At 63.5% G+C, this 13,298-nt stretch carries 8 protein-coding genes, 2 tRNA genes and 3 rRNA genes; 11 read left to right on the top strand and 2 right to left on the bottom strand.

Going from position 1 to position 13,298, the window contains the following annotated elements:
• Positions 1–2: 2 nt before the first annotated feature.
• Positions 3–578 carry a hypothetical protein gene (locus Drose_RS32520; RefSeq protein ID WP_260725082.1) on the top strand — a complete coding sequence of 192 codons (576 nt, stop codon included), beginning with the start codon at positions 3–5 and terminating at the stop codon, positions 576–578.
• Between the two features lie 81 nt (positions 579–659).
• Here Drose_RS32520 and Drose_RS32515 read toward each other — a convergent pair.
• Positions 660–730 (bottom strand) — tRNA-Gly (locus tag Drose_RS32515).
• Between the two features lie 143 nt (positions 731–873).
• Between Drose_RS32515 and Drose_RS32510 the strand changes: the two genes are divergently transcribed.
• The 6 genes from Drose_RS32510 to Drose_RS32485 all read left to right on the top strand — a co-directional run bounded on the left by Drose_RS32510 (position 874) and on the right by Drose_RS32485 (position 6,260).
• Positions 874–947: transfer RNA gene (locus Drose_RS32510), tRNA-Pro, on the top strand.
• Positions 948–1,026: 79 nt separating this feature from the next.
• Positions 1,027–2,397 (top strand): trigger factor, encoded by a 1,371-nt coding sequence (gene tig, locus Drose_RS32505; RefSeq protein WP_260725081.1) that lies wholly within the window; start codon positions 1,027–1,029, stop codon positions 2,395–2,397.
• A 135-nt stretch (positions 2,398–2,532) separates the two neighbouring features.
• A complete protein-coding gene (locus Drose_RS32500; RefSeq protein ID WP_260725080.1) occupies positions 2,533–3,183 on the top strand; it encodes an ATP-dependent Clp protease proteolytic subunit in 651 nt (216 codons plus the stop codon).
• 11 nt (positions 3,184–3,194) lie between these two features.
• The gene (locus Drose_RS32495) at positions 3,195–3,854 is read left to right on the top strand and encodes an ATP-dependent Clp protease proteolytic subunit (RefSeq protein WP_260725079.1); all 660 of its coding nucleotides are present in this window, start codon (positions 3,195–3,197) and stop codon (positions 3,852–3,854) included.
• Positions 3,855–4,121: 267 nt separating this feature from the next.
• The gene (gene clpX / locus Drose_RS32490; protein WP_260725078.1) at positions 4,122–5,420 is read left to right on the top strand and encodes an ATP-dependent Clp protease ATP-binding subunit ClpX; all 1,299 of its coding nucleotides are present in this window, start codon (positions 4,122–4,124) and stop codon (positions 5,418–5,420) included.
• Positions 5,421–5,465: 45 nt separating this feature from the next.
• A complete protein-coding gene (locus tag Drose_RS32485) occupies positions 5,466–6,260 on the top strand; it encodes a carbon-nitrogen hydrolase family protein (protein ID WP_260725077.1) in 795 nt (264 codons plus the stop codon).
• 7 nt (positions 6,261–6,267) lie between these two features.
• Here Drose_RS32485 and Drose_RS32480 read toward each other — a convergent pair whose 3' ends face one another.
• A complete protein-coding gene (locus Drose_RS32480; protein WP_260725076.1) occupies positions 6,268–6,480 on the bottom strand; it encodes a hypothetical protein in 213 nt (70 codons plus the stop codon).
• A 721-nt stretch (positions 6,481–7,201) separates the two neighbouring features.
• Between Drose_RS32480 and Drose_RS32475 the strand changes: the two genes are divergently transcribed.
• The 4 genes from Drose_RS32475 to Drose_RS32460 all read left to right on the top strand — a co-directional run bounded on the left by Drose_RS32475 (position 7,202) and on the right by Drose_RS32460 (position 13,227).
• A 16S ribosomal RNA gene (locus tag Drose_RS32475) occupies positions 7,202–8,716 on the top strand.
• A gap of 355 nt (positions 8,717–9,071) precedes the next feature.
• Positions 9,072–12,190 (top strand): 23S ribosomal RNA (locus tag Drose_RS32470).
• A 142-nt stretch (positions 12,191–12,332) separates the two neighbouring features.
• Positions 12,333–12,449: ribosomal RNA gene (rrf, locus tag Drose_RS32465) — 5S ribosomal RNA — on the top strand.
• The 16S, 23S and 5S rRNA genes sit together here, the layout of an rRNA operon.
• A gap of 124 nt (positions 12,450–12,573) precedes the next feature.
• Positions 12,574–13,227, top strand: coding sequence for a hypothetical protein (locus Drose_RS32460; protein ID WP_260725075.1), 654 nt, complete (start codon positions 12,574–12,576; stop codon positions 13,225–13,227).
• The last annotated feature ends 71 nt before the right edge of the window (positions 13,228–13,298 follow it).

Below are 13,298 nucleotides of genomic sequence, written 5' to 3'. Positions count from 1 at the left end.
GCATGAGGTACGCCGAGTACAAGGCCAATGGTGGGGTGGCGATCGAGCGGCGGCCCGAGCGCCGGGCGGTCGACCTGATCCGCGAGGCGGCGCGCACTGACCGCTACTGGGTGCTTAGTCCGGAGCCGGCCGGCACGTGGACGCTCCGGCAGTTGGACGGCGCTACCGGGCTGCTCGGCGACCCGGCGCACGAGTCCGACGTGTTCGGACCCGACTCGGACAAGGCTCTGGCGTGGGCCGGTGACCTGGTCGAGGTCACCGGATGGGTGAGCATGTCTCGGCCGTACCCGAGGGCGTTCGTGGACGAGGTGTACGACCTGGTCCGTGATCTCGCCCTTACACCTCGGCCGGGGCGAACCGTGATCGTCAGGGTCGAGCCCGGGCCGGACGGGATCAAGCTGTTGGTCGTCCGGGAATGTTGGCCGGCGACCGGCTTGGAGAGCGATCCGCTCTACTCGTGCGAATGCGGAGGATTCAAGGATGAAGCGGACATGCTTCGCCAAGTGAGCGGCTGGTTCGGTCTGACAGAGGACGGCTGGACGACCGTCGCGCCCCACATGGAGTACCGCCACAACTAATGGCACGCCAATGGCACGGTGGCTTGGAAAAGATCCCGCCAGGTCAGACGATTAGGTGTCTGACCTGGGGATAGGGGTGAGAGCGGGCGAGGAGAATCGAACTCCCACCGTCAGTTTGGAAGACTGAAGCTCTGCCATTGAGCTACGCCCGCGTGCTCCCGGCCTGCCGGTCGCGCCTCACAGCGTACCGAATCATCCGGACAAGCACAGAGCACGGGGGTCCGATGTGTGCGACATCGGCATACCGAGCGGCAGGCTGCCGGACCTACCGCATACACTTGCCGACGCAAACCTCCGGGGTGTAGCGCAGTTTGGTAGCGCACTCGCTTTGGGAGCGAGGGGCCGTGGGTTCAAATCCCGCCACCCCGACCGGGACAATGCCAGGCGTCCGCCATCGTCACCCGGCCGTTGGAGCGGCCGGTCGCGACCTTACTGAGGGAGAAGTTCTGTGAAGAGCACCGTCGAGACCCTGAGCCCGACGCGCGTGCGGCTCGAAATCGAGGTGCCGTTCGCTGAGCTCGAGCCCAGCCTGAAGAAGGCCTACCGGGAGATCGGCTCGCAGGTGAACATCCCCGGCTTCCGGCGGGGCAAGGTGCCGGCAGCCGTGATCGACCAGCGGGTCGGCCGCGGCGCGGTCCTCAACGAGGCCGTGCAGGAGGTCATTCCGACCCAGATCCTCGCCGCGGTCCGCGAGCACGAGGTGCGGACGCTGGGCCGCCCTGAGGTCGAGATCACCGAGTTCACCGACGGGCAGCCGCTGAAGTTCCGCGCCGAGGTCGACGTGCGTCCGGAGATCACGCTTCCCGACCTGAGCGCCATCGAGGTCACCGTCGACGCGATCAGCGTGACCGACGAGGACGTCGAGGAGCAGCTCAAGGGCCTGCGCGACCGGTTCGCCACGCTGAAGACGGTCGAGCGGACCGCGCTGGTCGGCGACTACGTCCAGATCGACCTGGTCGCCAAGGTCGACGGCGAAGAGGTGCCGGGCGGCAGCGCGACCAACGTCTCGCACGAGGTGGGCAGCGGCCAGTTGGTCCCCGGCCTCGACGACGTGCTGGTCGGCATGGGCGCGGACGACTCGACCACGTTCACCACGGAGTTGGTCGGCGGCGAGTTCGAGGGCCGCGAGGCCGAGGTGTCGGTGACCGTCAAGTCGGTCAAGGACAAGCAACTGCCGGAGCTCGACGACGAGTTCGCCCAGCTCGCCAGCGAGTTCGACGCGCTCGACGAGCTCAAGGAGGACCTGCGCGCGCGCCTCAGCCGCGTGAAGCGCATGGAGCAGCTCTACTCGGCCCGTGACCTGGCCCTCAAGGCCGTGATCGACGCGACCGACGTGCCGGCGCCCGAGGGCGTCGTCAAGGATGAGGTCGAGTCACGCAAGGAGTCGATGAACGACCAGCTCCAGCGCATCGGCGCCTCCCTGGACGACTACCTGGAGACCGAGGGCAAGACGGCCGAGGAGATGGACGCCGAGCTCAGCGAGGCGGCCGTCGAGGGCATCAAGGTCCAGTTGGTGCTCGACACCCTGGCCGACGCCGAGGACATTCAGGTCAGCGACGACGAGTTCGGTCACGAGATCGTCCACCGGGCGCAGCGGGCGGGCATGGGCCCGCAGCAGTACTACGACCAGTTGGTGCAGGCCGGCGTGGCCGGTGCGGTCTTCGGTGACGTGCGCCGCGGCAAGGCCCTCGGGCTGGTCCTCGAGCGGGTCAAGATCCTCGACAGCGAGGGCAACACGCTGAGCTTCGACGACCTGCGTGGCGCGGCCGACAGCCACGAGGATCACGACCACGGCGACCACGAGGGCCACGACCACTGATCCGGGTGGGCCGGAGGGTGAGCGCCCTCCGGCTCGACCACGGTGCGCTCATAGCGAAATGCGGTGAGCATGGGAAGCTGGCGCTCCCCGCACCGGTTAGGGTCGGCAAGTACAAGACTCTTGCGAAGGGCTGCCATGACCGACCTGCATATTCCAGCGTCGCCAGTCAGTTCCGCGCCCCAGGGGCGCGGGAGGGGCGCGGACACGAGCCTGACGCTCGACGACTCGGTGTTCAACCGCCTGCTCAAGGAGCGCATCATCTTCCTGGGCAGCGAGGTCAACGACCAGGTCGCCAACCGGATCTGCGCACAGATGCTGCTGCTCGCCGCCGAGGACGAGGAGCGCGACATCTGGCTCTACATCAACTCGCCCGGTGGCTCTGTCTACTCGGGCATGGCGATCTACGACATCATGCAGTTCGTCAGCAACGACGTGGCGACTGTCGCGATGGGCATGGCCGCCTCCATGGGCCAGTTGCTGCTGTGCGCCGGCGCGCCCGGCAAGCGGATGGCGCTGCCACACGCGCGGATCATGATGCACCAGCCGTCCGGCGGCATCGGGGGCACGGCCTCCGACATCGCCATCCAGGCCGAGCAGATGCTCTACACCAAGCGGATGTTCCAGGAGCGCGTGGCGTTCCACACCGGGCAGTCGCTCGAGCAGATCGAGGCCGACTCCGACCGTGACCGCTGGTTCACCGCCGAAGAGGCGCGGGACTACGGCTTCATCGACAAGGTGATCACCGGGGCCCAGCAGGCTCCGGAAGGCGCCGGAACTCTGGCCTGAGGAGCGAAGCCATGACGGATCTGAGCCTGCCCCCGGCGCTGCGCGAGGTGCACAACCGGTACATCCTGCCGTCGTACGTCGAGCGCACGTCGTACGGCATCAAGGAGACCAACCCGTACAACAAGCTGTTCGAGGACCGGATCATCTTCCTCGGCGTGCAGATCGACGACGCGTCGGCCAACGACGTGATGGCGCAGTTGCTGACGCTGGAGAGCAACGAGCCGGACCGCGACATCATCGTTTACATCAACTCGCCGGGCGGCTCGTTCACGGCCATGACGGCGATCTACGACACGATGCTCTACGTCCGGCCCGACATCCAGACGGTGTGTTTGGGCCAGGCGGCGAGCGCGGCGGCGGTGCTGCTCGCGGCGGGCACCCCGGGCAAGCGCCTCGCGCTGCCCAACTCGCGCATCATCATCCATCAGCCAGCCACCGAGGGCGGCTACGGGCAGGGCTCAGACATCGAGATCCAGGCCCGGGAGATCATGCGGATGCGGACCCAGCTCGAAGAGATGGTCTCGCGGCACACCGGCCAGCCCATCGAGAAGGTCCGCAAGGACATCGACCGGGACAAGATCCTGACGGCCGAGGAGGCCAAGGAGTACGGCCTGGTCGACAACATCCTGGTCAGCCGCAAGAAGTCCGCCCTGGTCGCCTCCGGCGCCTGAGGTACAGACTCGGTTTCACCCGCCTCATCGGCTCGCCTGACCACGCGGTTCGGCGAGCCGATGAGGTTGCCGAAGACTGCCGTCGGGCGCCAGGCTGAAAGACACCCCCGTGTAGGGGGTCGGAATACGGGCGACCACCAGGTAACGTCGAGGCAGTAGCCAGCGTCGGCGGCGGCCCGCCGGTCGACGGGGAAGCTCCAAGGGCGCTGGCAAGGGCAAGAGATGCGATCCGGACGCATGGTCCGGCCGAAGGCAGGGAGATCGTAGGTGGCACGGATCGGCGACGGCGGCGACCTACTCAAGTGCTCCTTCTGTGGCAAGTCGCAGAAGCAGGTGAAGAAGCTCATCGCCGGCCCCGGCGTCTACATCTGCGACGAGTGCATCGACCTCTGCAACGAGATCATCGAGGAAGAGCTCGCCGAGCCGGGCGACGTCAAGTTCGACGAGCTGCCCAAGCCGATGGAGATCTGCGCCTTCCTCGACCAATACGTCGTCGGGCAGGACCAGGCCAAGAAGGCCCTCGCGGTGGCGGTCTACAACCACTACAAGCGGATCCAGGCCGAGTCCGGCAGCAACTCGGGCGGCGACGGCGTCGAGCTCGCCAAGTCCAACATCCTGCTCATCGGCCCCACCGGTTGCGGGAAGACGCACCTGGCCCAGACGCTCGCCCGGATGCTCAACGTGCCGTTCGCGATCGCGGACGCCACCGCGCTGACCGAGGCCGGATACGTCGGCGAGGACGTCGAGAACATCCTCCTGAAGCTGATCCAGGCCGCGGACTACGACATCCGCCGGGCCGAGACCGGCATCGTCTACATCGACGAGGTCGACAAGATCGCCCGCAAGTCGGAGAACCCCAGCATCACGCGTGACGTCTCCGGCGAGGGTGTCCAGCAGGCCCTGTTGAAGATCATCGAGGGCACGGTCGCCAACGTGCCGCCTCAGGGCGGGCGCAAGCACCCGCACCAGGAGTTCATCCAGATCGACACGTCCAACGTGCTGTTCATCTGCGGTGGTGCCTTCGCCGGACTCGACCGGATCGTCCAGCAGCGGGTCGGCAAGGGCGGCACCGGCTTCGGCGCCAACCTGCGCTCGATCACCGACCGGACCGCCGACGACGCCTTCAGCGACGTCATGCCGGAGGACATGCTCAAGTTCGGCCTGATCCCCGAGTTCATCGGGCGGCTGCCGGTCATCACGAGCGTCAAGAGCCTCGACCGCGACGCACTGGTCAAGATCCTCACGGAGCCGCGCAACGCGCTCGTCCGGCAGTACCAGCGCCTGTTCGAGCTCGACGGCGTCGAGTTGGAGTTCGCGCCCGAGGCCCTCGAGTCGATCGCCGACCAGGCCATCCTTCGGGGCACCGGCGCCCGCGGACTCCGCGCCATCATGGAGGAGGTTCTCCTCAGCGTGATGTACGAGGTGCCCAGCAACCCGAACATTGCTCGTGTGCTGATCACTCGCGAGGTTGTCCTCGAGAAGGTCATCCCGACGATCGTGCCGCGGGACCTCGCCGCGCACCGGGTCGGCCGCCGCCGTGCGGACCGCGAGGAGAAGTCCGCGTAACAGCACGGTGAGCGTAGCCCTCGTGCTCGCCGTAGGCTGACCGGTATGCGCGTAGCGGTGTGTCAGCTCAACGCCCGTGACGACCGGGCGGAAAACCTGCGGGTCGCCCGGTCACTACTTGAGCGTGCCGCCGCCGGCGGCGCGGATCTCGCGGTGTTGCCCGAATACGTCGACCACCTCGGGCGAGCGGACACCGCGCCGAAGCCGGAGCCCGTCGACGGGGAGTTCGCCGCCTTCTTCGCCGACGCCGCGCGGGAACTCGGCATGTGGGTCCACGCGGGGTCCTTCCACGAGATCGGGCCGGACCCGGACCACACCTTCAACACCACGCTCGTCTTCGATCGCACGGGAGCGCTCGCCGCGACGTACCGGAAGATCCACCTCTACGACGTCCAGATCCCCGGCCGTGTCTCGTATCACGAGTCCGCGAGTGTGGCGCCCGGGTCGTCGCTCGAGCTGGTGCGTGTCGAGGAGGCCCATGTCGGGCTGACGATCTGTTACGACCTGCGTTTCCCGGAGTTGTACCGTCGGCTCGCGATCGACGGGGCCGACGTGCTCGTGGTGCCGGCGGCGTTCATGCTGCACACCGGTCGCGATCACTGGGAGGTGCTGCTGCGCGCCAGGGCCATCGAGAACCAGTGTTACGTTCTGGCGGCGGGACAGATCGGCAACCATGATCCGGATCGCACCTGCTTCGGCCGGAGCATGGTGGTCGACCCGTGGGGGACCGTGGTGGCCCAGGCGCCCGATGTCGTCGGTGTCACGTTCGCCGATCTCGACTTCGATCGGCTGGCCGAGATCCGTGCCACATTGCCGAGCCTGGCGAACCGCCGGCTTTGAGGGTCGGTCAGGGGGTGCGAGCGGTCAGGATGCCGAAGACGGTGATGCCGACGATCGCACCGCCCGTGATCAGCAACACTGTTCCCATGCGGGACGGGCCGCGGCGGGCGAGCCGGATCGTCGCCACGACGAGGACCAGGGCGACGACCGCACCGATGACGAGCTGCCACAACGGGAAGAGCATCGCCATCAACGCGTCTGCGCGCGGGTTGGGCGTCATCCCGTCATCCTCCCTGGTCGGGTCCGGTCCTGCACGACCGATTTGACGCCGGTGTTGCGATGCCCGTACGGTTCTCCAGGTCCCGAGGTGCTGGCCGGCAATGACCGGCTCGTCGGATTGGGACCGCCAGGGCGGTGCGAGAGCGGTTTTGCGATCGCGAAGCCGACCGGGTAAGGTGTGTCAGCCGGTGGGAGCCGGGCTGCTCATTCGAGTCGGCCGGCCCGCCGAAATCCCGAGCAAGACCTCAGCCGGAAACGGTCACAGGGTCATGCTCGGGTGCAACGTCCCGAACGGCTAGGAAGCGGAAAACGCGGACTTGACAGTGCGGAACGGGCTGGTACAATAGATAGGCCGGTGGGGAGCCGGGCGGGCAAGCGAGCGTGTAGCTCCAGTGCCGGCCGGTCCTGCTGGATCCCCCGAACAAGATCGCCGGAAGCGGCAGCCTTGTTATGCTCGGGAAACCGCCCGATGTTGAAGAGTTCTGAACTAGGGACTTGACAACGGAGGGCGAACTGGTAAAGTAGAGAAGTTGCCCCGGATGCGGTGATCAAGGCTTGTGAACCGCAGCGGTGTGTGTTGGTTGTTTGAGAACTCAACAGGGTGCTTGTTAAGCCAGTGCCAAATGAAGTTTTGCCCCGTGGCATGGTCGTTTGATCGTGTCTGGGATTCCTTTGGTGACAACATGTTTGTTGCCGGGTGATTGATTCACTGACAGAGGTTTTTGTTGGAGAGTTTGATCCTGGCTCAGGACGAACGCTGGCGGCGTGCTTAACACATGCAAGTCGAGCGGAAAGGCCCTTCGGGGTACTCGAGCGGCGAACGGGTGAGTAACACGTGAGTAACCTGCCCTAGGCTTTGGGATAACCCTCGGAAACGGGGGCTAATACCGGATATTCATGTCGTGTGGCATCACATGGTGTGGAAAGTTTTTCGGCTTGGGATGGGCTCGCGGCCTATCAGCTTGTTGGTGGGGTGATGGCCTACCAAGGCGACGACGGGTAGCCGGCCTGAGAGGGCGACCGGCCACACTGGGACTGAGACACGGCCCAGACTCCTACGGGAGGCAGCAGTGGGGAATATTGCACAATGGGCGGAAGCCTGATGCAGCGACGCCGCGTGAGGGATGAAGGCCTTCGGGTTGTAAACCTCTTTCGACAGGGACGAAGCGTGAGTGACGGTACCTGGAGAAGAAGCGCCGGCCAACTACGTGCCAGCAGCCGCGGTAAGACGTAGGGCGCGAGCGTTGTCCGGATTTATTGGGCGTAAAGAGCTCGTAGGCGGCTTGTTGCGTCAGCTGTGAAAACCCGCAGCTCAACTGTGGGCTTGCAGCTGATACGGGCAGGCTTGAGTTCGGTAGGGGAGACTGGAATTCCTGGTGTAGCGGTGAAATGCGCAGATATCAGGAGGAACACCGGTGGCGAAGGCGGGTCTCTGGGCCGATACTGACGCTGAGGAGCGAAAGCGTGGGGAGCGAACAGGATTAGATACCCTGGTAGTCCACGCTGTAAACGTTGGGCGCTAGGTGTGGGGGGCCTCTCCGGTTCTCTGTGCCGCAGCTAACGCATTAAGCGCCCCGCCTGGGGAGTACGGCCGCAAGGCTAAAACTCAAAGGAATTGACGGGGGCCCGCACAAGCGGCGGAGCATGCGGATTAATTCGATGCAACGCGAAGAACCTTACCTGGGTTTGACATGTTCGGTAATCCGGCAGAGATGTCGGGTCCTTCGGGGCCGTTCACAGGTGGTGCATGGCTGTCGTCAGCTCGTGTCGTGAGATGTTGGGTTAAGTCCCGCAACGAGCGCAACCCTTGTTCGATGTTGCCAGCGGTTCGGCCGGGGACTCATCGAAGACTGCCGGGGTCAACTCGGAGGAAGGTGGGGATGACGTCAAGTCATCATGCCCCTTATGTCCAGGGCTTCACGCATGCTACAATGGCCGGTACAAAGGGCTGCGATACCGTGAGGTGGAGCGAATCCCAAAAAGCCGGTCTCAGTTCGGATCGGGGTCTGCAACTCGACCCCGTGAAGTCGGAGTCGCTAGTAATCGCAGATCAGCAACGCTGCGGTGAATACGTTCCCGGGCCTTGTACACACCGCCCGTCACGTCACGAAAGTCGGCAACACCCGAAGCCGGTGGCCTAACCCTTGTGGAGGGAGCCGTCGAAGGTGGGGCTGGCGATTGGGACGAAGTCGTAACAAGGTAGCCGTACCGGAAGGTGCGGCTGGATCACCTCCTTTCTAAGGAGCACCTTCACGTGAAAGCGTGCAAGGAGCCCGCACTGTCCGAGTGTGACGGTGGGGTGCTCGATGGCGGAGACACTGGCGAAGTTTTTGCGGACAACGGTCCGAGATGTCTAGTACTGCTGGCGTGAGTCGGCGTGGAACGGCTCTGGATGCGGTTCGCGGGAGCGTGCAGGCACCCTGTTGGGTCCTGAAACAACCAGCACGTGAGTGTGGGGTTGGTTTCAGACGGGATCCGCACCAGTTCGAGGACCGCACCCCTGGGTGGGTGGAGGCTTGGGCTGACAAGATGGTGTGGGTTTGGTGTTGGTTGAGAATTGCACAGTGGATGCGAGCATCTTTAAAGCTTTGTGGTCAAGTTGCTGAGGGCGTACGGTGGATGCCTTGGCACCAGGAGCCGATGAAGGACGTGGGAGGCCGCGATAGGCCTGGGGGAGCTGTCAACCGAGCTGTGATCCCAGGGTGTCCGAATGGGGGAACCCGGCACCAGTCATGTGGTGTCACTTCCGCCTGAACACATAGGGTGGATAGAGGGAACGCGGGGAAGTGAAACATCTCAGTACCCGCAGGAAGAGAAAACAATTGTGATTCCGTGAGTAGTGGCGAGCGAAAGCGGATGAGGCTAAACCGGTCATGTGTGATACCCGGCAGGGGTTGCGTGGTCGGGGTTGTGGGACGTGTCTTGACTGGTCTGCCGGCCGGTCGCGCAGTCAGAAAATCGATGGTTAGTCGAAGTCCGCTGGAAAGCGGTGCCGTAGACGGTGATAGTCCGGTAGGCGAAAACTGTCGGTCTGTGTTGGCGTGTTCCCGAGTAGCGGCGGACTCCTGTAATCTGCCGTGAATCTGCCAGGACCACCTGGTAAGCCTAAATACTCCCTGGTGACCGATAGCGGACGAGTACCGTGAGGGAAAGGTGAAAAGTACCCCGGGAGGGGAGTGAAATAGTACCTGAAACCGTGCGCCTACAATCCGTCGGAGCGTCCAGTCGTTTGGCTGGGGTGACGGCGTGCCTTTTGAAGAATGAGCCTGCGAGTTAGTGGTGCGTGGCGAGGTTAACCCGTGTGGGGTAGCCGTAGCGAAAGCGAGTCTGAAGAGGGCGTTTGAGTCGCGTGTCCTAGACCCGAAGCGGAGTGATCTAGCCATGGGCAGGCTGAAGCGCGGGTAAGACCGCGTGGAGGGCCGAACCCACCAACGTTGAAAAGTTGGGGGATGACCTGTGGTTAGGGGTGAAAGGCCAATCAAACTCCGTGATAGCTGGTTCTCCCCGAAATGCATTTAGGTGCAGCGTTGCGTGTTTCTTGCCGGAGGTAGAGCACTGGATGGCCTAGGGGGCCTACAAGCTTACTGAAGTCAACTAAACTCCGAATGCCGGTAAGTGAGAGCGTGGCAGTGAGACTGCGGGGGATAAGCTTCGTAGTCGAGAGGGAAACAGCCCAGATCACCAGCTAAGGCCCCTAAGCGTGTGCTAAGTGGTAAAGGATGTGGGGTCGCATAGACAACCAGGAGGTTGGCTTAGAAGCAGCCACCCTTGAAAGAGTGCGTAATAGCTCACTGGTCAAGTGGTTCCGCGCCGACAATGTAGCGGGGCTCAAGCACACCGCCGAAGCTGTGGCATTCACACATGTACCCGGCCTGAGACTTCGGTTGAGGGTCCAGGTGTGTGGATGGGTAGGGGAGCGTCGTGTCACCGGTGAAGCGGCGGAGTGATCCAGTCGTGGAGGTGACGCGAGTGAGAATGCAGGCATGAGTAGCGAAAGCAGGGTGAGAAACCCTGCCGCCGGATGACCAAGGGTTCCAGGGCCAGGCTAATCCGCCCTGGGTGAGTCGGGGCCTAAGGCGAGGCCGAGAGGCGTAGTCGATGGATAACGGGTTGATATTCCCGTACCCGCGTAGAAGCGACCATGCTGAACCTGCTTGTACTAACCTTGCGATGGTCTGATCCTTTCGGGGTGAGGGCTGGAGTTTGGGAACTTGGGTGGTAGTAGGCAAGCGATGGGGTGACGCAGGAGGGTAGCTGGGCCCGGCCGGTGGTTGTGCCGGGGCAAGCGTGTAGCCCGTGTCGTAGGTAAATCCGCGGCACTTGTGGGTGAGGCGTGAAGCGGAGCCGTTTCAGGTGAAGTCAGTGATCCCATGCTGCCGAGAAAAGCCTCTAGCGAGTTTCGAGCGGCCCGTACCCGAAACCGACACAGGTGGTCAGGTAGAGAATACCGAGGCGATCGGGCGAACTGTGGTTAAGGAACTCGGCAAATTGCCCCCGTAACTTCGGGAGAAGGGGGGCCACCGATGGTGAGACCACGTGCTGGTGGAGCGGTTGGTGGCCGCAGAGACCAGGGGGAAGCGACTGTTTACTAAAAACACAGGTCCATGCTAAGTCGTAAGACGACGTATATGGACTGACGCCTGCCCGGTGCTGGAACGTTAAGGGGACCTGTTAGCTGGTAACGGCGAAGCGGAGAACTTAAGCGCCAGTAAACGGCGGTGGTAACTATAACCATCCTAAGGTAGCGAAATTCCTTGTCGGGTAAGTTCCGACCTGCACGAATGGCGTAACGACTTCCCCACTGTCTCAACCACAGGCCCGGCGAAATTGCAGTACGAGTAAAGATGCTCGTTACGCGCGGCAGGACGGAAAGACCCCGGGACCTTCACTATAGCTTGACATTGGTACTCGAATTCGATTGTGTAGGATAGGTGGGAGCCGGTGAAGCAGTCACGCCAGTGGTTGTGGAGGCAAGCTTGAAATACCACTCTGTTGGATTTGGGTATCTAACTTTGGGCCGTGAGCCGGTTCAGGGACAGTGTCTGGTGGGTAGTTTAACTGGGGCGGTTGCCTCCTAAAATGTAACGGAGGCGCCCAAAGGTTCCCTCAGCCTGGTTGGCAATCAGGTGTTGAGTGCAAGTGCACAAGGGGGCTTGACTGTGAGACTGACAGGTCGAGCAGGGACGAAAGTCGGGACTAGTGATCCGGCACTGGCAGGTGGAAGCGGTGTCGCTCAACGGATAAAAGGTACCCCGGGGATAACAGGCTGATCTTCCCCAAGAGTCCATATCGACGGGATGGTTTGGCACCTCGATGTCGGCTCGTCGCATCCTGGGGCTGGAGTAGGTCCCAAGGGTTGGGCTGTTCGCCCATTAAAGCGGTACGCGAGCTGGGTTTAGAACGTCGTGAGACAGTTCGGTCCCTATCCGCCGTGCGCGTAGGATACTTGAGAAGGGCTGTCCCTAGTACGAGAGGACCGGGACGGACGAACCTCTGGTGTGCCAGTTGTTCTGCCAAGAGCACGGCTGGTTGGCTACGTTCGGAAGGGATAACCGCTGAAAGCATCTAAGCGGGAAGCTCGCTTCGAGATGAGGTATCCCACCCCTTGAGGGTTAAGGCCCCCAGCGAGACTACTGGGTTGATAGGCCGGAGGTGGAAGCCTGGTGACAGGTTTGAGCTGACCGGTACTAATAGGCCGAGGACTTGACCTCGTAACCGTTCCCGCCTTTTGGGTGGGGATGGGTGGTGAAGGTGTTGACGCATCCACTGTGTGATTCTGAACCAATACCGGTCGCACTCTGCGGGCCCTGTTGTGGGGTGTGTGGGTGTGCGGGGTTGATAGGTTCATAGTGTTACGGTGGCCATAGCGGAGGGGAAACGCCCGGTCCCATTCCGAACCCGGAAGCTAAGCCCTCCAGCGCCGATGGTACTGCACCCGTGAGAGTGTGGGAGAGTAGGACGCCGCCGGACAAACTTTCGATCGAGGGTCGCCCGTTGGGCGGCCCTCGACTCGTTTCAACGGCCCGTTGTCCGTGCTCGGGGCGGGTGCGGCGGCTGCCGAACGGCGTTGAGCCGGCGCTGCTACGCTGCGCCGATGGTCGACCCTGACACCGCGAACACCGGCCTGTTCGGCTCGCAGGACGAGCCGGAGAACGCCCCACAGGAGGAAGCGTCCACGGTGGCTTCGCGCCTGCCGATCAAGCGGATCGCCATCATTTGCGCCGCGGTGGCCGCTGCCGCGCTCCTCGTCTCCGGCGCGGTGTACGGCCCGGCGGCGGTGCGGGTGCTCCAGCAGAGCGACACAAAGGTCCAGTCCCCGGACCGGGTCGGCGCATTCACGCTGGACCAGAGCGACGACGCGAAGAGCACCGCCGAATACATCCGCGACGCCATCGCTACCGGGGTCAACCTGGACCAGACTGTCGGGCTGATCTACAAGGACCAGGCCAACAGCGTCATTCTCGTCGCCGGCACCGCAAGGATCTGGAAGCCCGAGACCTCGCTGAAGTCCGCGTTCGACGTCATGTCCGACAACAGCGGCGGTGTGAGCGACATCCGAGACATGGACGCCGGCGATCTGGGCGGGCTCATGCGCTGCGGCGTGACCAAGACCCAGGACGAAGGTCTACCAGTGTGCGGCTGGGCCGACAACGGCTCGGTGGGTATCGCGCTCCTCCCCGGCCGGCAGTTGCCCGACGCCCACAAGGCGACGCTCGAGCTCCGCAACGCCATCGAACACCGTGCCTGACCCCCGGCGCCCCACAAAGAGTTGACCTTGGTGGACCTCCCCACGGTCGGATCGCTCGTGGGTTGCCGCTG

The organism is Dactylosporangium roseum (assembly GCF_025264685.1).
Classification (GTDB): domain Bacteria; phylum Actinomycetota; class Actinomycetes; order Mycobacteriales; family Micromonosporaceae; genus Dactylosporangium; species Dactylosporangium roseum.
The sequence above is the reverse complement of the archived record's forward strand: the minus strand, read 5'-3'. Positions and strand labels throughout refer to the sequence as shown.

Excerpts from the sequence above, each read along its gene's own strand:
- Drose_RS32520 (WP_260725082.1), top strand. The coding sequence starts at position 3 with ATGAGGTACGCCGAGTACAAGGCCAATGGTGGGGTGGCGATCGAGCGG.
- Drose_RS32500 (WP_260725080.1), top strand. The coding sequence starts at position 2,533 with ATGACCGACCTGCATATTCCAGCGTCGCCAGTCAGTTCCGCGCCCCAG.
- Drose_RS32495 (WP_260725079.1), top strand. The coding sequence starts at position 3,195 with ATGACGGATCTGAGCCTGCCCCCGGCGCTGCGCGAGGTGCACAACCGG.
- Drose_RS32485 (WP_260725077.1), top strand. The coding sequence starts at position 5,466 with ATGCGCGTAGCGGTGTGTCAGCTCAACGCCCGTGACGACCGGGCGGAA.
- Drose_RS32480 (WP_260725076.1), bottom strand. The coding sequence starts at position 6,480 with ATGACGCCCAACCCGCGCGCAGACGCGTTGATGGCGATGCTCTTCCCG.
- Drose_RS32460 (WP_260725075.1), top strand. The coding sequence starts at position 12,574 with ATGGTCGACCCTGACACCGCGAACACCGGCCTGTTCGGCTCGCAGGAC.